The 26,114-nt window shown below is 53.8% G+C and carries 20 protein-coding genes; 12 read left to right on the forward strand and 8 right to left on the reverse strand.

Annotated features, from left to right (window positions below; genetic code table 11):
* Positions 1–89 precede the first annotated feature (89 nt).
* Positions 90–1,850, reverse strand: coding sequence for a bifunctional diguanylate cyclase/phosphodiesterase (locus tag B9K09_RS07845; protein WP_087516281.1), 1,761 nt, complete (start codon positions 1,848–1,850; stop codon positions 90–92).
* Positions 1,851–2,006: 156 nt separating this feature from the next.
* Positions 2,007–4,088: a carboxy terminal-processing peptidase gene (locus tag B9K09_RS07850; RefSeq protein WP_177408648.1), complete on the reverse strand. Its 2,082-nt coding sequence runs from the start codon at positions 4,086–4,088 to the stop codon at positions 2,007–2,009.
* 127 nt (positions 4,089–4,215) lie between these two features.
* On the opposite strand from B9K09_RS07850, the gene B9K09_RS07855 reads away from it, so the two are divergent.
* The 4 genes from B9K09_RS07855 to B9K09_RS07870 all read left to right on the forward strand — a co-directional run bounded on the left by B9K09_RS07855 (position 4,216) and on the right by B9K09_RS07870 (position 8,934).
* A complete protein-coding gene (locus B9K09_RS07855; protein WP_087516283.1) occupies positions 4,216–5,181 on the forward strand; it encodes an NAD(P)H-quinone oxidoreductase in 966 nt (321 codons plus the stop codon).
* 282 nt (positions 5,182–5,463) lie between these two features.
* A complete protein-coding gene (gene ahpC, locus B9K09_RS07860; protein WP_087516284.1) occupies positions 5,464–6,027 on the forward strand; it encodes an alkyl hydroperoxide reductase subunit C in 564 nt (187 codons plus the stop codon).
* A gap of 183 nt (positions 6,028–6,210) precedes the next feature.
* Positions 6,211–7,767 (forward strand): alkyl hydroperoxide reductase subunit F, encoded by a 1,557-nt coding sequence (ahpF, locus tag B9K09_RS07865; RefSeq protein WP_087516285.1) that lies wholly within the window; start codon positions 6,211–6,213, stop codon positions 7,765–7,767.
* Positions 7,768–8,139: 372 nt separating this feature from the next.
* Complete coding sequence (locus B9K09_RS07870; protein ID WP_177408711.1) at positions 8,140–8,934, forward strand: SDR family oxidoreductase; 795 nt, start codon at positions 8,140–8,142, stop codon at positions 8,932–8,934.
* Positions 8,935–9,021: 87 nt separating this feature from the next.
* Here B9K09_RS07870 and B9K09_RS07875 read toward each other — a convergent pair whose 3' ends face one another.
* Entirely contained in the window at positions 9,022–9,603 is a 582-nt protein-coding gene (locus B9K09_RS07875) for a TetR/AcrR family transcriptional regulator (RefSeq protein ID WP_087516287.1), read from the reverse strand.
* A gap of 239 nt (positions 9,604–9,842) precedes the next feature.
* Positions 9,843–10,382, reverse strand: a complete 540-nt coding sequence (locus B9K09_RS07880) for a PaaI family thioesterase (RefSeq protein WP_087516288.1) — start codon at positions 10,380–10,382, stop codon at positions 9,843–9,845.
* A gap of 143 nt (positions 10,383–10,525) precedes the next feature.
* Here B9K09_RS07880 and B9K09_RS07885 point away from each other — a divergent pair, with 143 nt between their 5' ends.
* Positions 10,526–11,728 carry an MFS transporter gene (locus B9K09_RS07885; protein ID WP_087516289.1) on the forward strand — a complete coding sequence of 401 codons (1,203 nt, stop codon included), beginning with the start codon at positions 10,526–10,528 and terminating at the stop codon, positions 11,726–11,728.
* A 67-nt stretch (positions 11,729–11,795) separates the two neighbouring features.
* Positions 11,796–13,199: a dihydrolipoyl dehydrogenase gene (gene lpdA / locus B9K09_RS07890; protein WP_087516290.1), complete on the forward strand. Its 1,404-nt coding sequence runs from the start codon at positions 11,796–11,798 to the stop codon at positions 13,197–13,199.
* 74 nt (positions 13,200–13,273) lie between these two features.
* Here the strand turns inward: lpdA and B9K09_RS07895 are convergent, their stop codons facing one another.
* Positions 13,274–14,707 (reverse strand): catalase, encoded by a 1,434-nt coding sequence (locus B9K09_RS07895; protein WP_087516291.1) that lies wholly within the window; start codon positions 14,705–14,707, stop codon positions 13,274–13,276.
* A 636-nt stretch (positions 14,708–15,343) separates the two neighbouring features.
* Here B9K09_RS07895 and B9K09_RS07900 point away from each other — a divergent pair.
* The 4 genes from B9K09_RS07900 (at position 15,344) to B9K09_RS07915 (ending at position 20,905) form a co-directional block, all read left to right on the forward strand.
* Positions 15,344–15,796, forward strand: coding sequence for a (2Fe-2S)-binding protein (locus B9K09_RS07900; RefSeq protein ID WP_087516292.1), 453 nt, complete (start codon positions 15,344–15,346; stop codon positions 15,794–15,796).
* A gap of 14 nt (positions 15,797–15,810) precedes the next feature.
* On the forward strand, positions 15,811–17,991 hold the full coding sequence (locus B9K09_RS07905; RefSeq protein WP_087516293.1) for a molybdopterin cofactor-binding domain-containing protein: 2,181 nt from the start codon (positions 15,811–15,813) through the stop codon (positions 17,989–17,991).
* Positions 17,992–18,001: 10 nt separating this feature from the next.
* A complete protein-coding gene (locus B9K09_RS07910) occupies positions 18,002–19,234 on the forward strand; it encodes a cytochrome c (protein ID WP_087516294.1) in 1,233 nt (410 codons plus the stop codon).
* A 171-nt stretch (positions 19,235–19,405) separates the two neighbouring features.
* Positions 19,406–20,905 (forward strand): NAD(P)/FAD-dependent oxidoreductase, encoded by a 1,500-nt coding sequence (locus B9K09_RS07915; protein ID WP_087516295.1) that lies wholly within the window; start codon positions 19,406–19,408, stop codon positions 20,903–20,905.
* A gap of 46 nt (positions 20,906–20,951) precedes the next feature.
* Here the strand turns inward: B9K09_RS07915 and B9K09_RS07920 are convergent, their stop codons facing one another.
* Positions 20,952–21,506, reverse strand: a complete 555-nt coding sequence (locus B9K09_RS07920) for a UPF0149 family protein (protein ID WP_087516296.1) — start codon at positions 21,504–21,506, stop codon at positions 20,952–20,954.
* 388 nt (positions 21,507–21,894) lie between these two features.
* On the opposite strand from B9K09_RS07920, the gene B9K09_RS07925 reads away from it, so the two are divergent.
* Together B9K09_RS07925 and B9K09_RS07930 are read left to right on the forward strand one after the other, a co-directional pair.
* A complete protein-coding gene (locus B9K09_RS07925; protein WP_087516297.1) occupies positions 21,895–22,563 on the forward strand; it encodes a TIGR04211 family SH3 domain-containing protein in 669 nt (222 codons plus the stop codon).
* A 312-nt stretch (positions 22,564–22,875) separates the two neighbouring features.
* Positions 22,876–23,850: an IS110 family transposase gene (locus tag B9K09_RS07930; protein WP_087516234.1), complete on the forward strand. Its 975-nt coding sequence runs from the start codon at positions 22,876–22,878 to the stop codon at positions 23,848–23,850.
* Between the two features lie 82 nt (positions 23,851–23,932).
* Here the strand turns inward: B9K09_RS07930 and B9K09_RS07935 are convergent, their stop codons facing one another.
* Positions 23,933–24,394, reverse strand: coding sequence for a nuclear transport factor 2 family protein (locus tag B9K09_RS07935; RefSeq protein ID WP_087516298.1), 462 nt, complete (start codon positions 24,392–24,394; stop codon positions 23,933–23,935).
* A gap of 99 nt (positions 24,395–24,493) precedes the next feature.
* Positions 24,494–26,047, reverse strand: coding sequence for a nitric oxide reductase transcriptional regulator NorR (norR, locus tag B9K09_RS07940; RefSeq protein ID WP_087516299.1), 1,554 nt, complete (start codon positions 26,045–26,047; stop codon positions 24,494–24,496).
* Positions 26,048–26,114: the final 67 nt, after the last annotated feature.

Here is a 26,114-nt window from a genome sequence, read left to right on the forward strand (position 1 = left end):
CTCAGGAACCTCTGAAAAACGACTGCGCTTCGCTACCTTTTTCAGAGGCTCCCCAAGTCCTGGGCTCAGGCAATCGATTTTGACATGCTTCAGGCAGATAATTTTTGTGTATCGATCAGGTGCAGGCTGTAGCCGGGAATTGCCTTGGCGTGATGTTTGGCTTCTGAGGCCAGGGCGGCAAGTTGGCTGGCATCCATATCTGCAGTGTGTTGCGGGGTAATCTGCACGATACCTATGGAGATCGACAGTAACGCAAACTCTTGGCGATTGCCGTGACGGTCATGCGATACAAAGCAGCCGGCATTTAAATCCTCCTCGCGATAAAAACGTCGGCATTGACTCTGAAAGGCTTCAAACATTCGACTCAGCTGTTCACGCCATTGCTCTGAACTCAAGACCAAAAGAAAGTCATCGCCGCCAATGTGGCCAACAAAATCGCGGGTTGGGTCGACACACTCGCTCAGGCATTGCGCCAGATAAAGCAAAACCTCATCACCTTTGGCGTACCCGTATAAATCGTTAAAGGGTTTGAAATTATCAATGTCCACGTAGCAAACCACGGCGGGCCTGGCTTGTTGCAGCAGACGCGTGAGGCATTGCTGGATGGGCACATTGCCGGGAAGCATGGTCAGTGGATTGGCATGTTTGGCTTGCTGGATTTTTAATTCGGTAATCAGCTTGAGCACATCAATCACCCGGCCAAGCCCTTGGTAGCGGCCGTTGAGGGTGATGATGAAGTCTTCTTCAATACGTTGTCGCGCCCGACTGGTGAGCAAGCGACTGACTTTTTGCAATGACTGGCTGACTTCGACACTGAGAAAGTCTGTGCTCATCAAACGGCTAATGGGTTTGCGGGCGAACAGTTCCGTGGCAAAGGGTTTGAGCAAGGCATCGGCAAATGCTTGGCGGTGAACGATACCAACAGGCTGTTTCTGTTCATCAAGCACTGCCAGTGAATTTAGGTTGGCTTGTAGGCGAAAAGCTTCAAGCACCGCAGCCGTTGGCGTGTTGATGGTCACCGCCGGCTGCTCATTGAGCAGGGCGCATAGATCTCCCTCTTCCTCGCTGAGCGTGGCGGGAGAGTTGAGCAGTTTAGACAGTAATACCCGTGCATCCCGTGGCGGGTGCTCTTGTGGGCGGCAGAGTAGATAACCTTGGAGCAGGTCGACGCCCATCTCGGAAAGTACCGCGAGTTCCTCTTCAAGCTCGATTCCCTCGGCAATCACCGTTGCGCGTGATGCCTGGGCCATTTTAAGGATCGAGCCGACAAACTCGCGTTTAACCGAATCAAGGTGGATGCCGTCGATAAAGTGGCGATCAATTTTAACGTAGTCAGGCCTTAATTCTGACCACAAGCGCAGGCTCGAATAACCTGCGCCGAGGTCGTCCAGTGCGATTGAAAATCCCATGGCGCGATAGTGATGCAAGGCGGTATGGAGCAACGAGAAATCTTCAGTTGGGGTGTGCTCGGTCAGTTCGATCACCACATTGTTGGGTGATATGCCAAAGGCCTGAAGAAGTTGCAGAGTGCGGCCCGGGCGGTGGTTTGCTTCGAGCAGTGAGTCGGGGGAGACATTGAGGAACAGCTTACCTTCAAGCTTTTGCTGGCTGAAACTCTGGCAGGCACTCTTACGGCAAGCCAATTCCAGTTCGCTGAGGCGACCGGCCTGGCGCGCAACGCTAAATAGATTAACCGGTGAGTGCAGGGCGCTATTGGATGGACCACGGGAGAGCGCTTCGTAACCGATGATGCGTCGTTCGGATAGCGAGGCAATAGGTTGAAAAAGGCTATGCAAGTCGCCGTGAGCCAGGATGTGCTCCAAGGCGCTCAACTGCTCGGGGACGGTCATTTAGAGTCTCAGTGTCAGAAAAAACAAAAGGGCTGACGGTGCTGTCAGTCCTTTGATTTTGCGACAAATTAATGACTTTTTAATGACAGCTGAAATTACCGCGAAGAGTAAAACTCAGCCCTGCTCAAGCTCAGTTTCGAGCTTGAGCAGGAGCGGTCATTTTTTAACCAGCGCAGAGGTCAGGTTCAGGTAGTCGAGCAGAATCTGCCCAGCTTCGCTGAGGAAGGCATCATCTTCAGGCTTGGTTTTCTTGTCCGGGTCGGGAACTGCCTCTTCATCGACTTCTTTGAGTTTGGTCAGCAGTTCTTCGCCTTTGGACTTGCGCAGCTTGTTCTCGATGGCCAGTTGCTCGCCCTCGATTTGCTTGTGCTGTGCGCGGCGCGTGACTTCATTGAGGCTCACCTTGGTTTCTTTCATGAGCTTTTGCGCAAGCGCTAGGCGTTCACGAGAGAAGGTGAAGTCAGGATTTTGCGCAGTACGTTCCTCATAGTGCTCTTTGAGGCGCGCAAGGTAAGGTTTGAACGGATCACGCTCAGGCTTGATGGCCGGGCTGATGGTGTCCCAAGGCATGGCTTCAGGCAGAGCGCTTTCGCCAATTTCTTTGGTGTCCATTACATCCGGATAAGCAATATCAGGCAGTACACCCTGATTTTGCGTGCTTTGACCAGAAACCCGATAGAACTTAGCCAGGGTCAGCTTTAGCTCGCCGTGGTTAAGTGGCTGAATCGTCTGCACGGTGCCTTTACCGAAGGTCTGGCCGCCGATGATCAGGGCGCGGTGGTAGTCCTGCATGGCACCCGCGAAAATCTCCGAGGCTGAGGCAGACAGGCGGTTAACCAACAACACCATTGGCCCTTTGTAGAAGATGCCAGGGTTTTCATCGTTAAGTACATCAACCCGGCCGTCGCTGTTGCGCACTAACACTGTCGGGCCTTGATCGATAAACAGGCCTGTCAGTTCGGTGGCTTCTTGCAGAGAGCCGCCGCCGTTGTTGCGCAGGTCGATGACCACGCCATCTACTTTTTCTTTATTCAACTCTGTCAGCACACGCTTGACGTCACGCGTGGTGCTCTTGTAGTTGGGATCGCCGGCACGGAAGGCTTTGAAATCGAGGTAAAACGCAGGGATTTCAATGACGCCAAGCTTATAGTCACGACCATCGTGCTTGAGCTTGAGAATCGATTTCTGCACCGCTTGATCTTCAAGTTTGACCGCTTCACGGACGATGGTGACGGTCTTGCTGGTCTGGTCATTCGGCGCGTTGCTCGCCGGAATCACGTCGAGGCGAACCTTCGAGCCTTTAGGGCCGCGAATCAGCTTAACCACCTCGTCCAGACGCCAGCCGATGACATCAACCATTTCGTCATCGCCTTGGGCGACGCCAATGATTTTATCCGCAGGGGAAATTTGCTTGCTCTTTTCGGCAGGGCCGGCCGGAACCAGGCGTACGACTTTGACGTTGTCATTATCGCTTTGCAGAACCGCGCCAATACCTTCGAGCGACAAACTCATGTTGATGTCGAAGTTTTCCGCGTTATCCGGTGACAGATAAGAGGTATGCGGATCGTAAGACATCGCAAAAGCGTTGATGTAGGTCTGGAAGATATCTTCGCTACGGGTTTGATCAAGACGAACCAGTTGGCGCTTGTAGCGCTTGACCAGCGTTTCTTGAATTGTCTTGGTGTCTTTGCCCGCAATCTTCTGGCGCAACACTTCATCTTTGACCTGGCGACGCCACAGGTTTTGTAGCGCGGCTTCGTCTTTGACCCACGGTGATTTCTCACGGTCGAGAGTCAGTTCTTCATCGACGCTGTAGTCGATCTTGTCTACGCCTTTTTCAAGCATTGCCAAGGCGTAGTTAAGACGGCTTTTCAGGCGCTGAAGGTGGCGTTTGTACATGACAAAGCCAGGCTCAAGGTTGCCGCCCTTTAGAAAGTCATCGAACTGATCTTTCCACTTGTCGAACTCGGCGATATCGGCGTCAGTGAAATAACTGCGCTGAGGGTCGAGCATCTTCAAGTAGCCGGCGTAGATGATTTCCGAGCGGGCATCATCGAGCGGGGGCTTACTGTAGTGGTGGCGCTTGAGCAGCTCCACAACGTTGAGACTTGCAATGACTTGTTCGCGATCAGGCGTCAAATAATCCCAGCTATGATCACTGGTGGTCTTTGCTGCCAAAGGCAATGCACTCAATCCGAGTGCAAGGGCGAGGGTGGCGCTGATAAATGAACGCTTCATGCTGATTCGACGTGTGGGCTGTTGATAAAGCATATTAGGCCATCTTTAAGGGCGCCGAGTTCCAACGGCGCAATGCAAAAGCCCGACAGTCGTGCCGGGCTCGGTTCAATTGCACTATGGAGGCAGCGTGAAGTCATTGCAAGGCGTTGAAGGTCGTACTGAGTGGTTAGACACCACAACCCCATCATGTGATGTGGGTGAAATTCGTATAAAAGTGGCTGCAGCAGGGCTCAATCGAGCTGATCTACTGCAGCGCGCGGGCCTATATCCGCCGCCACCTGGAGCCAGTACCGCGCTTGGGCTTGAGTGCTCCGGGGTAATTACTGAAGTCGGTGCGGGCAGTGATTGGCAAGTGGGCGATCGGGTTTGCGCGTTACTGGCCGGTGGCGGTATGGCCGAAGAAGTCGTGGTTGACGGTCGCCATGCCTTGCCTGTGCCCGAAGGCATTTCCCTGCACGAGGCGGCGGCTATACCTGAAGTGTATGCGACCGCTTGGCTTAACTTATTTCAATTGGCCGGGCTTAAACCGGGTGAAAAGGTACTGCTGCACGCTGGCGCCAGCGGTGTTGGGTCAGCGGCAATCCAACTGTGTAAGGCCTTTGGTAGCCCTTGCTGGGTTAGTGTGGGTTCGGCTGATCGCTTAGTTTATTGCGAATCGCTGGGTGCGCAGGGCGGCGTTTTGCGTGGTGAAGAGGGGCCGCAGGCTTTGCGCGACTTTGCCCCCTTTGATGTGATTCTCGATCCGGTCGGCGGCAAATATGCGGCGCTGAACCTTGAATTGCTGGGGCTGGATGGTCGTTGGCTGAATATTGGCCTGATGGGCGGGCGCAAGGCAGAGTTGGATATGGCGTTGCTGCTAAGTAAGCGCGTGCAGTTGATCGGTTCGACTTTGCGCAGCCGCGATGAGCAATTCAAGGCAGATCTGATGAGCGATCTTTTGCAGCAGGTTTGGCCATTGTTTAGTGAAGGGCGGCTTAGTCCTCAGTTAGTGCGCAGTTTTGCGATTACCGATGCTGAAGCTGCATTTGCCGAACTGGCAGGTAATCAGGTGAATGGCAAGTTGGTATTGGTGGTTGATCCAAGCCTCGTCTAAGCGTCTTCAGCCCAGCAATGTGCATGAAAACGCTGCGGCTAATCCTGTTTAGCGGGCGCTGATCAGGCGCTGCGGCAGGTCATGAGCTTGATCTGAAGGGATATGGTGGGTTTCCGGCAATCGGAGGCTCATCTTATCTCTATGTTTTTTAAAGATTTTGTTGTGGTTCGATTGAGTTTCTTAATCAGCGCTATGGGGGCAATCAATAAGACCTTTTAAGACTCAATGGTTAATCTTGCAGGGTAAATTTTCAACCATCCAACCCTCCCAAGGAGTTCATCGATGTCTTATATCAATAGCGAAGTTAAGCCGTTCAACGCCACTGCCTATCACAACGGCGCATTTGTTGAGGTCAGTGAAGCCAACCTGAAAGGCAAATGGTCGGTCGTATTCTTCTACCCTGCCGACTTCACCTTCGTCTGCCCAACCGAGCTGGGTGACCTGGCTGATAACTACGCTGAGTTCCAGAAGCTGAATGTTGAGATTTACGGCGTGTCGACTGACACCCACTTCACACACAAAGCATGGCACGACACTTCTGACACCATCGGCAAAATCCAGTACCCACTGATTGGTGACCCAACTGGCACCATCACTCGCAACTTCGGCGTGATGATCGAAGAAGCTGGTTTGGCTGATCGCGGTACTTTCGTCATCGATCCAGAAGGCAAAATCCAGATCGTTGAAGTCAACGCAGGTGGCATTGGTCGTGATGCACAAGAACTGCTGCGCAAAGTAAAAGCTGCTCAGTACGTTGCTGCGCATCCAGGCGAAGTTTGCCCGGCTAAGTGGAAAGAAGGCGAAGCCACTCTGGCTCCATCGCTGGATCTGGTCGGCAAAATCTAAATCTGTTTTGCAAATCGCCAGCTAATTGGCTGGCGCGTTCAATGACAGATAGAGGCTGAGGTGTCTAGGCGCCTCAGTAGCTGGCAAACACGTTTTCGACAGAATCGATAGCGTTACAAGCGCCTGGGCGCAATCCGTCCGGGCGTTTTTGTCTCTGAAATTCGTAATAAGGGAAGTCGTATCATGTTGGACGCCAATCTGAAAAACCAGTTGAAGGCTTATCTGGAAAAGGTCACCCAGCCGTTCGAGATCGTCGCGTCCCTTGATGACAGCGATAAATCCCGTGAACTGCATGGCTTGCTTGAAGATATTCGCAGCCTTAGCGACAAAATTACCCTAAAGACCGATGGTGTCGATGCACGTACGCCATCATTCTCGTTAAATCGCCCTGGCGCTGATATCAGCTTGCGTTTTGCAGGTATCCCAATGGGGCACGAATTCACCTCGCTGGTGCTGGCGTTGCTGCAAGTCGGTGGGCATCCATCGAAGCTGGCCGCCGATGTGATTGAGCAGATCAAAGCCATTGAGGGCGATTTTGCCTTTGAAACCTATTACTCACTGTCGTGCCAGAACTGCCCGGATGTGGTGCAGGCGCTGAACTTGATGGCGGTGCTTAACCCAAATATTCGCCACGTAGCCATCGACGGCGCGCTGTTCCAGGCGGAAGTTGAAGAGCGCCAGGTCATGTCGGTGCCAAGCATTTACCTCAATGGTGAGTTGTTTGCTCAGGGGCGCATGGATGCCGAGCAGATTCTGGCCAAGATCGACACCGGCGCGGTTGCACGTGACGCTGAAAAAATCAGCAGCAAGGACGCCTTTGACGTATTGGTTGTCGGCGGTGGCCCCGCGGGTGCTGCAGCGGCCATTTATGCGGCGCGCAAAGGTATTCGTACCGGTGTCGCGGCTGAGCGTTTCGGCGGTCAGGTGCTCGACACCATGGCCATCGAAAACTTTATCTCGGTGCAGGAAACAGATGGCCCGAAAATGGCCCGCGCCCTGGAAGAGCACGTTCGCCAGTACGACGTCGATATCATCAATCTGCAACGCGCCAGCGCCCTGATTCCGGCCAGTGCAGCGGGTGGCTTGCATGAGGTTAAGTTCGACAGCGGCGCATCGCTTAAAGCCAAGACGGTAATTCTCGCCACTGGCGCACGCTGGAGAGAGATGAATGTGCCCGGTGAGCAGCAGTATCGCGGCCGTGGTGTCGCCTATTGCCCACACTGTGATGGTCCGCTATTCAAAGGCAAGCGTGTGGCTGTGATCGGCGGTGGTAACTCCGGTGTTGAGGCGGCGATTGATCTGGCTGGCATTGTTGCTCACGTCACCTTGATCGAGTTCGACAGCCAGTTACGCGCCGATGCGGTGTTGCAGAAAAAACTCGCCAGTTTGGCCAACGTGACGGTGATCAAGAGCGCCTTGACCACCGAAGTGCTGGGTGATGGCCAAAAGGTCAACGCCTTGGTTTACAAGGATCGCAACACTGATGAGTTGGTGACTGTTGAGCTGGAAGGTATCTTCGTGCAAATCGGCCTGTTGCCAAACAGCGACTGGTTGAAAGGTGCAATCGAGTTATCGCCACGCGGCGAGATCATCGTGGATGCCAAAGGTCAGAGCAACGTGCCAGGCATTTTTGCGGCCGGCGATGTGACCACTGTGCCCTACAAGCAAATCGTCATTGCCGTGGGTGAGGGTGCAAAAGCTTCATTGAGTGCATTCGATCACTTGATTCGCAGCGTCTAAACCAGCGCTGGCAGCGCCATCCACAGCGGGTAACCAGAAATGGTTACCCGCTTTTTTGTGCCTGTTGATTGGTGTCTGCGCCAGTGCCATATCCGGCTTCGTTTCGGGTTATTCGCAGGTGACAGTATCCGTATATCGACTGTCCGTTGTAGTGAACCTTGTGCGGCTGAACTTTCGGCTAGGCTTGTGCTGCTGAGTCGGTTTTTCCGCATCCTGGGTCCCACGGTGGTGTATGGTTTTTGCAGTGGTTAAATAAAATTATAGATGCAATATAAATATAGAATTATGATCGAAATATAACTATGTGGGACAGTTTTCTCACCGGCTCAATCGCAGCCATACCACTCCGAGGAAGCAACAATGAATCAACATCTGAATCAACATCCAAGTAAAGGAACCGCTTTGATCACTGGCGCATCCTCAGGGATTGGCGCCACCTATGCGCAGCGCCTTGCTAAGCGTGGTTATGACCTGCTGTTGGTGGCGCGTGATCAACAGCGGCTTGAAGCGCTTGCTGAAACCCTGAATAAAGAAACCGGGGTTAAGGTTGAAGTGCTCAAAGCAGATCTGACTAACCGTACTGATTTGCAAGTTGTAGAGCAGCGTTTGCGCAGCGATGCGGCGATAAGTCTGTTGGTCAACAATGCCGGTGTCGCGATCAATGGCACTTTGGTTGAGGGTGATGCAGCTAAGGTCGACACCTTGATTCAGTTGAATATCGTTGCCTTGACGCACCTGTCTGCGGCTGCCGCAGCAAGCTTTAGTGCGGCAGGGCGAGGCTCAATCATCAACCTTGCATCAGTGGTCGCTCTGATTCCTGAGATGTTCAACGCTGTCTACAGCGCGAGCAAGGCCTATGTGTTGAGCCTGACGCAAACACTGCACGCGGAAGTCGCCAAGCAAGGTGTGCAAGTTCAAGCCGTGTTGCCAGGCATTACCCGTACGGAAATCTGGGAGCGTTCAGGCATGGATGCAGCGGCACTGCCGCCAGAGATGGTGATGGATGTCGAAGAGATGGTGGATGCGGCGCTTGCAGGGTTTGATCAAGGCGAGCTTGTGACTATTCCATCGCTGCCAGACGTTGAGGACTGGCAGGGGCTGGTGACTGCACGGACAAAGTTGGGACCGAACCTGTCACGCAATCAAGCTGCTGCGCGCTACAAGTAAACCCTCAAGACCCGAACGCCCGGGTTAGCAGTAATCCAGCGCTAGCTCGGGCTTTTTTATATCGGATGGGGTTTTAGTTTGGCTAAGTCAGTCGGCTTGAGCCTGCGCCAATACCTGAGCCTGCGCCAATAACTGTTGGCGAGCTGTTTTAAGCAGACGTTCTGACAGCTCGGGATCACTGACGCTGCGTGCCAGCACCAATGCGCCGATCATTGTAGAAAGCATGACCACGCTCTGCTCAGCTGCATTCTCGCCGGGTAGGCAATTTTCGATAGACTCCAGACGCTTTTGCACCAGTTGATCGGTAACCGGGCTGGCCTGACCTCGTTGGCCAAGTTCCGCTGACATGGTTGGCAGCGGGCAACCTTCTCCCGGGTTGGCGCAGTGCGCACTGGACAGATAACTACGAATGAATGTGGCGAGCGGTGCTTCAGCGCTGAACAGCTGTTGCGTACGTTCGCCGAGTTGCTCGGCGCTATGGGCTAACGCGGTTTCAACCAGTTCATCCTTGGACTTGAAGTGCGCATAAAAGCCGCCGTGAGTTAACCCCAGGGTTTTCATCAGTGGCTGCAGCCCGGTCGCACCAATGCCGTCACGCCGAAACAGGCGCGCTGCTTCTTCAATGATGCGCTGGTGGGTTTTAGCCTTGTGATCGTCCGAGTAACGCATTGCTTGCCTCATAGGTTCTTTGCATGCTGACTGACATATTAATTGACCCAGTCCATCTTGGGTAAATGTTAATGGCCAACATCCTGATCGATGCTTTAGGGAAGCTCTGAAAAAGGTAGCGAGCGACGATAGTACAAGGCAAAAAAATGCGAAAAAGCGGAGTTTAGTTGACCTAAATGAGCATTTTGAGCAGTTTTTTAACGCAGTAATATCTAGCGCAGTAGTTTTTCAGAGGTTACTTAACTGGGCTGGCCAAGAATCAAACAAGTGGTCGAGCCAACGGCGTAGAGACGATCATCAACGTCATAGATACGTCCTTCAGCAATCGCTGTTGAGCGGCCGACATGCACAATGCGTCCTTCAGCACGTACCGGCCCGACTTTGCTGGTCAAGGCTCGTATGTAGCTGATACGCAAATCGGTGGTGGTATAGCCCTGACCGCGTTGCAAGCGGGTATGAATCGCGCAGCCCATGCAGGAGTCGAGCAATGTCGCGGCATAGCCGCCATGCACGCTGCCCAGAGGATTGTAATGGCGGGCATCGGGCGAGCCTTGAAACAGGAAAAATCCCTCTGCCCATTCAATCGGCACAAAATCGACCAAGTGCCCGAAAGGCGGGCAGGGCAGTTGCCCTTCGCCAATGCCGTTGAAGAACTCCGCAGGTGACATTTCGCTGATCTGCGCCATGTTCATGCTGCCAGGTGCAGCCAGCTTGCTATGGGCGATTTGTTCGGCATCATTCCAGCTTGCGAGTTTTTCTTCGCGGGAAAGTGTGTGCATGGCGTACGCCTCTAAAAGATGTATTAAACGGTTGCCTTATTAAATTACATGTGTAATCTGATCAAATAAATTACAACCATAATACTATCGTGGCAAGCGCTATTGTCGATTGCCTTCAATCATTTCTGAGCAGGAAAGTCGCTATGCAAACTGCCGTTCAGCCTTCGCGCCAGCTTCTTGTGCTGTTGATGGCACTCTGTGCATTGGGTGAGATATCAACTCAATTGATTATTCCCAGCCTCTCCGCATTGGAGTGGGTGATGGCGGCTAAACCGGGCAGTAGCATATTGGCGCTGTCAGTCTTCGTCGCAGCGTTCGGCTTGGGTCAACTGGTGCTTGGGCCGCTGTCTGATCGCCTGGGGCGCCGGCCGATACTGGTCGCAGGTTTGCTGGTTTATCTGGTTGCAACCTTGTGGATGCTTTTGGCTAACAGCATGCCTGAGTTCGTTGCTGCGCGAGCTTTACAAGGGCTCGGTGCTTGTGCGGCTTTGGTCATGTCCCGAGCGATTGTGCGTGATGTATGGCAGGCTCAAGCGGGGCCCGCATTGGCCCTGACCGTGATTGGCATGCTGTGCGCCATCGTTATTTCACCTGCGCTCGGCGGTGTATTGGTTAGATTGGGTGGCTGGCAAGCACCTATTCTGTTGGCGTTTGTGGTTGCCAGCATCATTGTCTTGGTGGTGCTCGGCCGCTATCGCGAAACTAACACCCAGCTTGACCCTCAGGCGGGTAGGTTGGCAAAACTGGCCGCAAATTATGCCGACTTGCTCGACCGCTCATTTTGCGCGTTGGCCCTGACCCTGGCATTTACTTATGGCGCGATGTTTGCGGTTATCGCGGGTTCTTCGGCGGTGTATATCGGCCTGTTGCACCTGAGCCCAAGCCAGTACGGCATGACCATAAGTGCGATCGTTGCCGCACTGATTGGCGGTGCGGTTTTTACTCAGCGCACCATCACTCGACTCGGGCCAAACAAGATTGTCAGTATTGGCGTGACCTTGGTCGCGCTGGGCGGGCTCATTACGCTGCTGGTTCATCAAATCTTCGGATTATCTGTGCTCGGGCTGTCTTTACCGCAAGTCTTGGTGACCCTCGGCGGTGGCATGGTTCTGCCTGCTTCTGTTGCGGGCGCGGTGATGCCTAATGCCCATCGGGCGGGTTTGGCTGCCGGATTTATGGGTTTTGCACAAATGGCTGGGGCAACATTCAGTGGTTTGCTGCTGAGTAATCTGCAGGACGGTAGCGCCTGGACTATGGTTTTTCTCAATGCCAGCTTCGCGTTTGTTGCGTGGTCGGTTTTCCATCTGCTGCAACGTCAGCGCCGGCCTGCTACCGCCTTGCCTTAATGTGTCTGTGCCGAAGCTAATTCCGTTGGCTAGCCTTTGATTGGCGGTGGTTCTGAAGGAGGTGCTCATGAGCAATATGTACGACGTGGTGATCATTGGCGGCGGCCCAGGTGGCTATAACGCGGCCATTCGTGCCGGTCAGTTGGGGCTTAAGGTTGCCTGTGTTGAGGGCCGTGAAACGCTTGGCGGTACCTGTCTCAACGTTGGGTGCATGCCGTCCAAGGCCTTGCTGCACGCCTCTGAGTTGTATGAAGCGGCCAGCAGCGGCGAGCTGAATAATCTGGGGGTTGAGGTGCAGCCAAGCTTGAACCTCGCGCAGATGATGAAGCAGAAAGATGCCAGCGTCAGCGCGTTGACCAAGGGTATTGAATTCCTGTTTCGCAAGAACAAGGTTGATTGGATCAAAGGCTGGGCAAAGCTTGACGGGGTTGGCAAGGTCAGCGTCAGCCATGCAGACGGAAGCCGTAGTCAGTTGCAGGCCCGCGACATCGTTTTAGCCAGCGGCTCAGAGCCAACCCCGTTGCCGGGTGTGGCCATCGATAACCAGCGAATTATTGATTCCACCGGAGCCCTTGAATTACCCGAGGTGCCCAAGCATTTGGTCGTTATCGGCGCTGGAGTTATCGGTCTGGAGTTGGGCTCGGTGTGGCGGCGTTTGGGCAGCAAAGTGACGGTGGTTGAATATCTCGATCGGATTTGTCCGGGGCTGGATAGCGAGACGGCTACTGCATTGCAGCGCACGCTTGGCAAGCAAGGCATGACGTTTAAGTTGGGAAGCAAGGTGGTCAGTGCGCAAAGCTCAACCAACAGTGTTGAATTGAAGATCGAGCCCGCGGCAGGCGGCGCGAGTGAAGTCTTGCAGGCCGATTATGTGCTGGTTGCCATTGGCCGGCGGCCGTACACCGAAGGCCTTGGTCTCGAAAGTGTCGGCATCAGCACTGATAAACGCGGCATGCTGAGTAATAAACAGCATCGCAGTGAGGTTCCGGGTATCTGGGTAATTGGCGATGTGACCTCCGGACCGATGCTGGCGCACAAGGCCGAGGATGAGGCGATTGCCTGCATTGAGCGAATTGCCGGGCACGCCGCCGAGGTCAATTATGGGGTGATTCCCAGTGTGATCTATACCAAACCGGAGGTTGCCAGCGTCGGCAGTAGCGAGCAGGCGCTGAAGGAGCAGGGGCGTGCTTACAAAGTTGGCAAGTTTCCGTTCACGGCCAACAGCCGGGCGAAAATAAATCACGAGGCCGAAGGTTTCGTCAAAGTGCTGGCTGATGAGCGTACCGATCAGATTCTCGGCGTACATATCATAGGCCCAAGCGCCAGTGAACTAATCGGCGAGTACTGCGTGGCCATGGAGTTTTCGGCCAGCGCTGAAGATATAGCCCTGGTTTGCCATCCGCATCCAACTCGCTCGGAAGCGTTACGTCAGGCGGCGATGAGTGTGCATGGCTGGACCATGCAGGCTTAGGGAAACGGCAAGCTCTGCCGCATACCAAAAAGCCCGTCAGGTTTGGCCTGACGGGCTTTTTACATTGCTAGTATTTACAGCCCAAGTGCCTTCACTAAGCCCGCACCGTAGGCCGGGTCAGCCTTGGTGCAGTTGTCGACGTGGCGCTGTTTGATTGGATCGGGTACGCCGTTCATGGCGCGTGCAGTGTTATCGAACAGCGCTTGCTGTTGCTCTGGGCTCATCAGGCGGAACAGATCGCCTGGCTGCTCGTAGTGATCATCATCAACTCGGTGATCCCAGGCTTTGGCGTCGCCATCAAGTGGTAATGCCGGTTCGGCCAGTGCTTGGTGGTCGGCCCATTCGCCTTGGCTGTTGGGCCAGTAAGCGATTTTCGAGCCGAGGTTGCCATCGGTGCGCATACCGCCGTCGCGGTGATAGCTTTGATGCGGGCAGATCGGCGCGTTGACTGGGATGTGGTTGAAGTTAACGCCCAGACGATAGCGCTGTGCGTCGCCGTATGAGAACAAGCGTGCTTGCAGCATCTTATCTGGCGAGAAACCAATGCCGGGCACGATGTTGGCTGGCGAGAAGGCTGCCTGCTCGACCTCGGCAAAGTGATTTTCGGCGTTGCGATTAAGCTGCATGACGCCGACATCGATCAATGGATAGTCGCCATGTGGCCAAACCTTGGTCAGATCGAATGGGTTGTGCTTGTGATGGCGCGCCTGCTCTTCGGTCATGACCTGAATGCGCAGCTTCCAGGATGGGAAATCGCCCGCTTCAATGCTCTCGTAAAGATCGCGCATGCTGCTTTCGCGGTCTTTACCGACTACGGCTTCAGCTTCGGCGTCAGTCAGGTTGTCGATGCCTTGCAGGCACTCAAAGTGAAACTTGACCCAAACCCGTTCATTCGCTGCGTTGAGCATGCTGAAGGTGTGGCTACCGAAACCATGCATATGCCTGAAGTCTTTCGGGATGCCACGATCGCTCATGACGATGGTCACCTGATGCAGTGCTTCGGGCAGTAGGGTCCAGAAGTCCCAGTTGCTGGTGGCGTTGCGCATGCCGGTGCGCGGATCACGCTTGACCACGTGATTGAGGTCGGGGAAGCGCATAGGGTCACGGAAGAAGAACACCGGCGTGTTGTTGCCAACGAGGTCCCAGTTGCCTTCTTCGGTGTAGAACTTCACGGCGAAGCCACGAATATCACGTTCAGCGTCAGCGGCGCCACGCTCACCGGCAACCGTTGAGAAGCGTAAAAAAAGCGGGGTTTCTTTGCCGACTTTAGAAAACAAAGCAGCGCGTGAATATTGGCTGATGTCGTCGGTCACGGTGAAGGTGCCGTAAGCGCCAGAACCTTTCGCGTGCATGCGTCGCTCAGGGATTACTTCGCGGTCGAAGTGAGCGAGTTTCTCAATCAACCAGATGTCTTGCATGAGGGCTGGGCCACGGGGGCCAGCAGTTTGTGTGTTGAGGTTATCGACAACAGGTGCGCCAGTGGCGTGGGTCAGGCTTTTCTCGGTCATTGCTGCGTTCCTAGTTATTGATTTGGCTCTGCAGGGAGTGACTCTGAAACGGCTGTGGCTATGTTGTTCAGAGGCTCTTGGTATGTTCGGCGGACTCTATACAACCCTTGATAATTTAGCTGTTTAGTCAATGGCTCAAGCTAATCAGCTTAGCGCATGGCTTGCGCTATTTTTTGATGTACGTCATTAGCCTAGACCGCCTTTGCTGCTCAACGTTACTAATGACGCTTTCTTTACATCCTCTTCCTCCGTTTTTCACACCTTCGTTGAGTCGTTATCCCGCAGTTCTCTGACTGGCGGGTTCTGGTGTTTACTGGCTGTTAGTTAACCTTGGTGCAGTGAATAAACTTGTATGAAGCTCGGTCCAGTTTTGTGGCTGATGGCTTAATGCTATGTAGGATGTTTCGGTGCTTTTGAATTGCAACCATCGTAAAGTTAGGCACCGCACACTTTGGCTCCGTCCTGTGTTTATATTACTTTTAGTCATTACTCTTAATGGGTTACGAGCCTGTTACCAGCTGCTTTGGGCCGTAACTCGACTGATATGAGGTGGCTGAGAACAACTCCTATTTACTAGCCAGAGAAGATTGGCATTTTGCCTCTTCTGGGCTTAGTTATTTTTTATACGAGGTTGCTATGCATACACTTTCGATCAATGGAACTGAACAACAAGTTGATGTGCCTGGCGACATGCCGCTGCTGTGGGTATTGCGTGATGTGCTGGGTATGACCGGCACCAAGTTTGGGTGTGGCATTGCTCAGTGTGGAGTTTGCACTGTGCATGTTGATGGCAATCCGGTGCGCTCCTGTGTGTTGCCGATCAGCGCCGTCGTTGGTCACGACATCACGACGATTGAAGCCATTGGTGAGACCGAGATCGGCAAGAAGGTTCAAGCTTCGTGGCTTGAGCATGAAGTCGTTCAGTGCGGCTATTGCCAGTCGGGCCAGGTTATGGCTGCTGTGGCTTTGCTTGAGAAGCAGCCCGATGCAGATGACTCCGCGATTGATGTGGCCATGGCAGGTAACCTTTGCCGCTGCGCCACTTACACGCGCATTCGTGCTGCGATTAAAAGCGTCAGCCAGGCTTAAGGAGCAATTTACTTATGGTAAAGCCAAGCTTTAAATCATCTCGTCGACGCTTTTTGCAGGGCAGTTCTCTGGCTATGGGCGGGTTGGTATTGAGTACCTGGTTGCCCCCGCTGGTTGCGCGCAGTGCGGCGGCTGAAGCCGTTGCTTCGGGGCGTCTCGGTGAACAAAGTGCTACCGGCTATGGCGCTTTTGTGCGGGTTGGGCATGATGGCCGGGTAACCGTTATTTCGCCCAAAATCGAGATGGGGCAGGGCACGCATACCGGCATTGCCATGATGGTGGCAGAAGAGCTCGAAGTCAGCCTTGATCAGATTGAAGTGGTCGATGCGCCGCCAAATGCCGAGCTGTACAGCGACTCATTGCTGGAGTTTCAGGGAACCGGTGGTTCAACCGCAACGCGTGTTACTTGGGAGCCATTGCGCCAGGCCGGTGCAACGGCGCGAATCCTGTTGATTCAAGCCGCCGCGCTAGGCTGGAAGGTTGCGCCGAGCCAGTGCCACGCTGAGAACGCAGTGGTCTTTGGTCCCAATGGTTTGCGAGCGGGTTATGGCGAGTTGGTTGATGCGGCCAGCGCTTTGCCGGTGCCCACTGATGTGCCGCTTAAAAAACCTGATCAGTTCAAGGTTATCGGCAAACCCCTGCAGCGTGTTGATACGCCAAACAAGGTCAATGGCAAAGCTAAATTCACCATCGACCTGAATGTTGCTGATATGCAGATTGCCTCGACACTCACTTGTCCTGTGCACGGCGGCACCTTGCGTAGCATTGACGACAGCGCCGCGCGTAAAGTGTCGGGGGTGCGTGATGTGGTCAAACTGGACAACGCCGTCGCGGTTATCGCCAGTAATTATTGGGCCTGCCAGCAGGGGCTCAATGCTCTGAAAATCGACTGGGATCTGGGCGCCAATGCTTCAATTAACTCGGCTGAGCTAGACCAAGCCCTGCAAGACGCCAGTAGCCGTGACGGTGTTATTGCCCATAAATCAGGCGATATCACCGCCAGCTTGCAGTCGGCCAGCAGCCAGTTTGAAGCAGTTTATGAGCAACCCTTTTTGTCCCATTCGCCACTTGAACCTATGACCTGCGTTGCCCATGTTCGTCCCGATGCCTGCGAGCTTTGGGTGGGTACTCAGGTGCCGGTGTTCGCTCAGCAGACTGCTGCGCAAGTCACGGGTTTGGCCCCGGAAAAAGTTACCGTGCATAACCAGTTGATTGGTGGAGCTTTTGGCCGGCGGCTGGATTTTGACTTTATTACCCAGGCGGTGGCCATCGCCAAGCAGGTCAGCTACCCGATCAAGCTGATCTGGAGCCGGGAAGAGGACATGACTCATGATATGTACCGTCCTCACTACGTTGACCGCATGAATGCTGCGTTCGATGGCGACAAGCTGCAGGGTTGGCAACATCGCATCGCCGGGGCATCGGTATTGGCCCGTTATGCTGGCAGTCTGCCGGACAATGGTGTGGATGCTGATGCAGTGGAAGTGGCGATTGAACCGCTATACGCCATGGACAACTTGCAGGTGCACTACATCCGCGAAGAGCCGAAAGCCATCCCCGTTTCGTGGTGGCGCGGGGTGGGCCCGTTGCGCAGTACCTTTGCGATCGAAAGTTTTATTGATGAGTTGGCCCACAACGCCAAAGCTGACTCAATTGAATATCGCCTCAAACTGATGCAGGACCAGCCGCGTGCTCAAGCGGTGCTGAAAACCCTCGCTGAAAAAGTCGACTGGAAAGCGCCGTTACCTGCTGGCCATGGCCGGGGAGTGTCGGTAGGCGCCGTGTTTGGTAGCTTTGTTGCGACCATGGTTGAGCTGGAGATGGTGGGCGATAAAGGCGTGCATTTCAAACGTCTGGTTAGCGTTGTTGATTGTGGTCTCGCGACTAACCCAACCTCGATTTCCGCGCAGATTGAAGGCGGTACTCTGTTTGGTTTATCGGCCGCGTTTTTCAACGAAATTTTGATCGAACAGGGACAGGTCCAACAGACCAACTTCGATAATTATCGTCAAATACGAATCAATGAAGCGCCTCCAGTTGAAGTACATCTGTTACCAAGTCTCGAAGCTCCGGGGGGTATCGGTGAGGCGGGGACCGCGCTCATTGCACCTGCGTTGGTCAATGCACTGCATGCTGCGTCTGGTACGCGTATACGCCGCTTACCGTTGATCCGTGCTGGATACTTCATTGTTTAGGGATGAACACATGAGCTATTTGAAAAACACCCTTGTGCTTCTAGGTTTATCTGTTGCAACGGGTAGCGCGATTGCTGCTGGCGCTGATGCGGCGTTGATCGAGAAAGGCGCATATCTGGCCAAAACAGCAGATTGCGTTGCCTGCCACACCACCGAGAAGGGCAAGCCATTTGCAGGCGGTGTCGAATTTGAGCTGCCATTTGGCTCGTTGTTTTCGCCCAATATCACTGCGGATGTGGAAACCGGAATTGGTGCTTGGAGTGATGATGATTTCGTCAGCGCCCTGCAAGAAGGGGTGGGTCGCGACGGTAAGCATTATTACCCGGCGTTCCCCTACACCTCGTATACCTTGATGCCTAGAGATGAAATTTTGGCGATCAAGGCGTACTTGTTCAGTTTGCCAACGGTTAAACAAGCACCGATTGAAAACACCTTATCGTTTCCGTTCAACCAACGATGGGGCATGTTCTTCTGGAATGCGTTATTTCTCGATAACCAGCGTTATGAGCCGAATAGTAAACAGTCGGCCGAGTGGAACCGTGGTGCCTATCTGGTTCAAGGTCCCGGTCACTGTGGTGAGTGCCATACACCTCGGACCCTGTTCCAATCGCTCGATTCAGATAAGCAATTGGCGGGTGCGCCAATTGAAGGCTGGCATGCTTACAACATCAGCTCGGATCCGCTGAAGGGGATTGGCGCCTGGTCGATCGAAGACCTCACTGATTACATGGCCAAGGGCTATTCCTCAGGTAACGGCTTTGCTGGCGGGCCAATGGCTGCGGTGGTTGAGCACAGCTTGAGCCAACTCACCCCCGCAGACCAAAAAGCCATTGCCGTGTACCTGAAAAGCACTCCGGCGCAAACAACTGGAGTGGCTCGTGCGGTACCCAAGGATCTCAGCGCTAGAGCTGTGGTTGCCGATGATCTGGGCAGTAGAGTTTTTGCCAAGGCTTGCGCCTCATGTCACCGCTGGGATGGTGAAGGCAATCAGAGTCCGGTGGCCAAGCTGGCTGGGCTGAAAACTGTGAATGATCCAAGCGCTGCAAACTTGCTCGGTGTCCTGCTCAATGGCCACATGAACCGTGATGGGCCAGTTGATCAACGCATGCCGAGCTTCGCCAAAGGCTATAACGATCAGGAACTGGCTGCCGTGAGCACCTTCGTCCTTAAACATTTTGGCCAGAGTGATGCGGTGATTACACCGGAGGCCGTAGCAGAGCGGCGCAAGGTGCAAAGCCACTGATTGAGCGTTTCCTGTACACCATTCGCGTGAACCATTAATACCGCCGGGCTTCGATTATCGAGGCTCGGTGTTTTTTTGTGGCGATGATTATATCCATCACAGAGTGAAACCAAGCATCTGCTTGGTGCTATTGTTTGAGTTCCTAAAGTGTTCAGCGAGAGAACAAAAACAATGGCTCTTGAACATCAGCATGTAGTGATTATCGGTGCAGGATTGTCAGGTATCGGCATGGCCTGCCATCTTGTCCGCGATTGCCCAGACAAGCGTTTCAGCATTATCGAACGGGCTGAAAACATCGGCGGTACCTGGGATCTGTTTCGCTATCCGGGCATTCGTTCTGACTCGGATATGTTCAGCTTCGGTTATCAGTTCCGCCCCTGGAATGAATTGAAAGTGCTGGCTGGTGGTCCCTCCATCCGCCAGTACATAGGCGAAACGGCTGAGCAATATGGCATCACTCAGCATATCCAGTTTGGCTCTGAAGTGACGGCAGCTGATTGGTCGAGCGCTGAGCAACGCTGGAGGCTAACGGTACAGTCAAGCGCCAGCGGCCAGACCCGCACGATGACCTGTGATTTCCTGATTTCCTGTACCGGTTATTACAACCACCGCAGTGGTTATCTACCCGATTTTCCCGGCATCGAGCAGTTCAATGGCCAGTGCATCCATCCGCAACACTGGCCAGAGCATCTGGACTATGCAGACAAGAAGGTTGTGGTGATTGGCAGTGGTGCGACAGCGGTAACGCTGGTTCCGGCAATGGCTGAAAGCGCTGCGCATATCACCATGCTGCAACGCTCACCCTCGTATATATTTTCGGTGCCGGGGCAAGATAAGTTGAGCGCTGTGCTGCGCCGTTTTCTTCCTGATGCCTGGGTTTACAAACTGGCGCGTAAACGCAATATCAGCCTGCAACGCTGGATGTTTAAAGCCGCCAAGCGCTGGCCAGACAAAGTGCGCAAGCTATTGCTTAATGGTGTGCGTAAACAACTGCCAGATGACTTTGACATGAGGCATTTCAGTCCGAGTTATAACCCTTGGGATGAGCGGCTGTGCGCAGTGCCGGATGGCAATTTATTCAGGGCAATCAGCAGTGGTAAAGCCTCGATAGTCACTGATCAAATTGAAACCTTTACCGAGCACGGTATTCGCCTCAAGTCGGGGCAACAACTCGATGCTGACATCATTATTACGGCGACAGGTCTGCAGTTGCAGGTGCTTGGCGGTATGGCGTTGAGCCTCGACGGCAAGCCGTGCCTGATCAATCAACAGCTGACCTACAAAGGCGTGATGATGGAAGGTGTGCCCAATATGGGGTGGATATTCGGCTACACCAATGCATCCTGGACGCTCAAGGCAGATATCGCTGCGCGTTACTTATGCCGCCTGCTCAAGCACATGGATGAGCAACAATACAAAACCGTGCACGCACATGATGCTGAAGGCTGCGCGGTGGATGAGTCGATCATGGGGTCGCTGCGGTCGGGTTATGTGCAGCGTGCCAATGAGGTGTTACCGCGTCAGGGCTCAAAGCTGCCATGGCGATTGCTGAACGACTACGCTCGCGACTCACATATGTTGCTGGAGGAGCCGATTGTTGACCGTTATTTGCAGTTTGGTACGGCCTCTGCGGTGCGCGCGCCTGCTGCGGCTGAGGCGCACGTTGGTTGAGGAGACTGGTGGTTTACGAGGGTGTGGTTTGCCGCTACAGCGTCGCTTAGCGCTGCGCAGCCCAGTAGTCGTGAATCGCCAGCGCTGCTGGTCCAATTGCCGCAACGTTCTGTTGATGTAAGGCGACGTCGAGATCAGCCGGAAGCTCGAAATTGTCCTGTTCAGCGCAAAGTGTGATTGCCTGAAATTTGGCAGTCAGTGGCGCAGGCAGTTCTGGCCAGTTACCCAGCGAAACGCCGCGCAGGTAACCAAAGCACCATTCTTCTGCCAGAGTTAACGGCTTGCCTTGATGCTCGATTTGCTCAAAGTGCGGGTTAAACGTTTGCGGCTCCAAAGCCAGTTGGCTTGCCAATGCATTCATGTGACGCACGCTAAGCTCGATAAACTGCTTAGCTTCGTCGGGGTTATCCCAATCAGGATTTTGCCCGCCCCAGATTGCCGGGAACCAGTCACTGATATCCACCTGTGTGGGGCTTGAAACCAGCGCGGTGAAATAGCCATCAAGTTCGGAGCAGTTGAGTACGCTGTTGTCATCGCCATACTTGAGTAGAATGTCCTCGATCAAGTCGAAGTCGGCAGCGTTGAGAGGTTGGTCTTGCATGGGAGTGTTCCTTGCGTAATCGGTAACAACAGCATCTTGTGCTGCGTGGAAAATATCCGCCTAGGATGGCGCTCTTGGTTGGTTTTATCCAGTCTCCGCGCGACCCAATCGTGCGTTTGTCAGGCTTAATTGAGTCTGCCTGAGTGGTTGCACTTCACGGTTTGGTAAATCCTTTGCACCATCCATCCTTTTGCAGTGAACTCAATCCATTCAACTGCTGTCTGTCCTTTGTCGGCCCGCCGGGTGGGTGTGGGGTGTTAGTCATCCAAGGGACTGCTTGGCAGCTTTTACCTTCACCAGCGCGTATTTCTGCATTTTATACATGGCCGATTTTTTTGCGTGCCCGTTTGCCGGGCTTCTTTTGATTGCCATGCGAAGATATTGCCTCATGTCCCTATTTAGTCATTCCCTTGTTCGTGTCATTCCATTTAAGCGTCATGCAATTAACGCCTGTGTGCTTGGCGGTTTGCTAATCGCCGGTACTTCGGTGCAGGCCGAGGAGGCTGCAGCAAATGTGCGCTGGGTGAGCGATAGCCTTACAACTTATGTGCGCAGCGGCCCTACAGATGGCTACCGTATTGTCGGCACCTTGGTTTCGGGGCAGAAACTTGAGCTACTGAAAACCCAAGGGGATTACAGTCAAGTGCGCAGTGAAAATGGCGACAGCGTATGGATTCCAAGTCGCGACCTGCAGAATGTACCGGGTCAGGCTGAGCGCTTGCCGCAGTTGGAAGAAAAGTTGGCTGAGCTGACATCTGAGCTGGCTGGCATTGACGAGACATGGAAAAACCGGGTTCAGGGCATGCAGGAAACCATGGATGCGCGTAAGAAGCTGATCGACGAGTTACAGACTGCGCGAACCACGCAAGATACTGCGTTGAGCCAAGCGCGTTCGGAACTGCGCGAAGCTAAAGCGCAGCTCGGCAATGAACAGCAGCAAGTATTGATGCGTTATATGGTTTACGGCGGCGGCATTGCCGGTGCTGGCTTGTTTGCCGGTTTGATCTTGCCAGCTTTGCTACGTGTTCGGCGCAAGCGTAATGATCAGTGGTTTTAAGCGGAGTAAATAGATAGCCGCGTTCGAGTTTGGTCAATGGCCGGGATTGTGCTGTGGCTGGCGGACAAAAGAGCGCTGTCCGCCCTTGTATCTCGACTACTGCTTATTTTAGAGCGATAGTTCCCGATTGATCCTCGGGGGAGCGAGTGCAAGCCGTGTCCGCCCTAAAGCTTCGAGCTTGTAACGTAGATAGCGCTGCACTCCTCCGCACTCATCCAGCAAGTCCGAACGGTATCCTGAGCCTCGAGCTCGCATCAGCAAGGTTGGACGGATGAAGTGATGATCGACCTAACTCAATGAGGAGTAAGCGTCATGACGATAGTTGTCGGCATCGACATAGCTAAACAGACCTTCGATATCGCCACTCTGCAAGATAACGGCAAGTACCGCACCAAAGCCAAGCTGAGTAATAACGCTGCGGGCTTTGAGGTCTTTCGGCAGTGGTTGCTTAAGCACGCTGAAGCCGATGCCTGGGTCGTAATGGAGGCCACTGGCATCTATCACGAAGCTTTGGCTGAGTGGCTGTTTAAGCTGGGTTACCGTGTTTGCGTCCTTAACCCCGCACAAATGGCCTATTACGCTCGCAGCCAGCTGCAGCGGGTAAAGACGGATAAAGTCGATGCCAAGCTCATCGCTGACTATGGCCGCAGGCATCAGACCGAACTACGAGCTTGGCAGCCTGAGCAGCCTTCTATTCGCCGTCTGAAAGCGTTAGTGCGCCGTTTGAAGGATTTGCAGGAGCTGGAGCAAATCGAACAAAACCGCCTAGATGTGACCAACGAACAGAAGGTCAGGGCGTCAATTGAATCGGTGCTTGAGCACTTGCGTCAACAAATCGATGAAACGCTAAAGGCGATCAAACAGCACTTCGATGACAACGACGATCTACGCGGCCAGCGAGACCTGCTAACCAGTATCGATGGCATTGCGGACAGAACCGCAGCGCTTGTACTGGCGGAGTTGGGCGATATCGAACGCTTCGAAAGCAGCCGTGCGGTCACGGCCTTTGCCGGACTTAATCCCAGGTTACAAGAATCAGGAATGCTCAAAGGTCATGTGCGGATATCGCGCATGGGCTCAGTTAGGTTACGCGCCGGGCTTTATATGCCAGGTATCGTATCCATCACTCGTAACCCCGCTATTCGGGCACTGGCTGAGCGAATGAGAGCCAATGGCAAAACGGGTAAACAGATCATCTGCGCAGCTATGCGCAAGCTGCTCTGCATTGCCTACGGAGTACTAAAATCCGGAAAACCATTTGATCCTCTTCTCGCTATTGCAAGATGAGGATCAAGACGGTATCTACGATGCTGCGGCAGTGGGTGGACAAAAAAGTGTTGTCCACCACGGCTTCGTACCCAGGCAGTGGCTAACTTTTTCGTGAACCGCCATGCAGTTGGCGGTTGCCCCAGCTACGCAGTGCCCGCTGAGTAATACTGGCGATCTTTAGTTGTCCGTCCACTTCGCTGAACACAAACTCATAGGCGCCGCATGAATGGAAAAAGTCATCGGCGTCTTCTCGCGCTGTACTGTCGAATCGCAGGATCAGGTAATTGCAGCGGGCGTTGATGCCTGCTGCGCTTTTCGATAGCAACAGGTTGGAAAAGCTGTGGTGTTTGCTCAAGTTGTCCACGGCATTCTGACGGCGCTGCACAAATTCCTGATTGCTCATCCTGCCTGGCTGCTCTCGTCCTGATGAGGCGTAATCAATATGCACTTGAGGCGCCAGGCAGTCGCTCATCAGCTGCCAGTCACGCTCATCGAATGCCAGAAAAAAACGGCTCAAGGTATCGTTTATGGTCATGAATTCGAGTGGGCTTACTGTCGGCATCACTTGGTTTCCTGGGTCAGGTTTGGGGCCAGATAAATCCGCTGTTGCGGGTTGATTGGTTATTTCACGAGCTCAAAATTGGATTGTCTTGATCTGTGCTCAGCGAAGTCCCAAGCGTTTGGCGAGCCGGTTAAGGTTGGCGCGATCAACTCCCAGCTCACGTGCGACATCAGCCCACTTGCCCTGATGGCGAGTCAGTGCCTCGCTGATCAAGCTGCTTTGGTAGATATCGATCGACTCTTTTAAGTCTCGTCCGCGCACAGTTGAGGCGCCACTATCAATAGCTGAGACTGCGTGGTTCTGGGTTTTAGAGTCCAGACCTAACGCATCTTCATCGATGGTCAGTACGCGCGGTCGCTCAGGTTTCGTCTGCAGGGCTTTGAGCGCGGCTCGGCTGACCAGGTGTTCGAGTTCGCGCACGTTGCCGGGCCAGGTGTAGGCGAGTAATGCGCGTTGGCTGTCGCTGTTTAAACGCAAGCTGCGCAAGCCGAGGCGTGCGCGATTTTGTTCGAGAAAGTAGCCCGCAAGCAGCAATACATCGCGACCGCGCTCACGCAATGCGGGCACATGCAGCGGATAAACACTGAGGCGATGATAAAGGTCAGCGCGAAAGCGACCGTTGCGCACTTCTTCAGCCAGGTCACGATTGGTTGCCGCAATCACCCGCACATCAACATGGTGCTCGCTATCGGACCCCACACGCTGTAACTGACCGCTCTGTAATACGCGCAGCAACTTGGCTTGCATGGCCAGCGGTAACTCGCCGACTTCATCCAGAAATAACGTACCGCCATCGGCTAGCTCGAACTTGCCGCTGCGCTCACTCATGGCGCCGGAGAAGGCGCCTTTTACGTGGCCGAACAATTCGCTTTCGGCCAAGGTTTCCGGCAGGGCGGCGCAGTTAAGGCTGATTAGCGGTTTGCTGGCTCGCGGCGAGTGCTTGTGAATGGCTTCGGCGACCAATTCTTTACCGACCCCTGTTTCACCGGTAATCAAGACACTCAAAGCGCTGTTGGCGACGACGTCGATTTCTTTTCGCAGTTGGCGCAGGCTACTGCTTTGGCCGATTAATTCCTGGTTGTGCTTACTCCCTGCGGCGCGTTTGTAGATCTCGGCCAGTTGGCGCTGATCCTCGGCGTTACGGGCGAGAAGATTGATTCGTTCGCCAGCCATCACCGTCGCCGCAGCAAGGCTGGCGAAAGCATCAAGGGTGCTCAGGTCCACTTTGCCAAAACTGGACGGATCAAGTGAGTCCAACGTGATCAACCCCCAGATCTGTTCCTGCACATACAACGGGCAGCCCAGGCAGTCGTGAACGACGAGATGACCTCGGTGGTTTTCAACTAAGCCGTCATAGGGGTCCGGTAGTTCACAATCGGTAGCAAACCGCATCGGACCATTGTTATTAAGCAATGCGTTTAAGCGTGGGTGCTCGTCCACCTTAAACCGTCGCCCCAGCGTATCCGCGCTCAAGCCGTCTACTGCCAAAGGTACCAACACCTGGCCTTCCAGCTTGAGCAGTGCCACGGCATCGCAAGGCAACAGTTGGCGCAACGCCATAAGCAGGCGTCGGTAGCGTTCATCGTCTGACAAGTCTCGCGAAAGATCAGCGATTAGCGGTATCAGGGTCAATAACAAAGGGTTTGTCAAAATGACTCCATTAAGTCTTTATGACTACAAATTGCATGAGTCATAAAGACCAATATTTTTATAAGCTATT

The sequence above is a fragment of the Pseudomonas sp. M30-35 genome, from assembly GCF_002163625.1.
In the GTDB taxonomy this organism is placed as follows: domain Bacteria; phylum Pseudomonadota; class Gammaproteobacteria; order Pseudomonadales; family Pseudomonadaceae; genus Aquipseudomonas.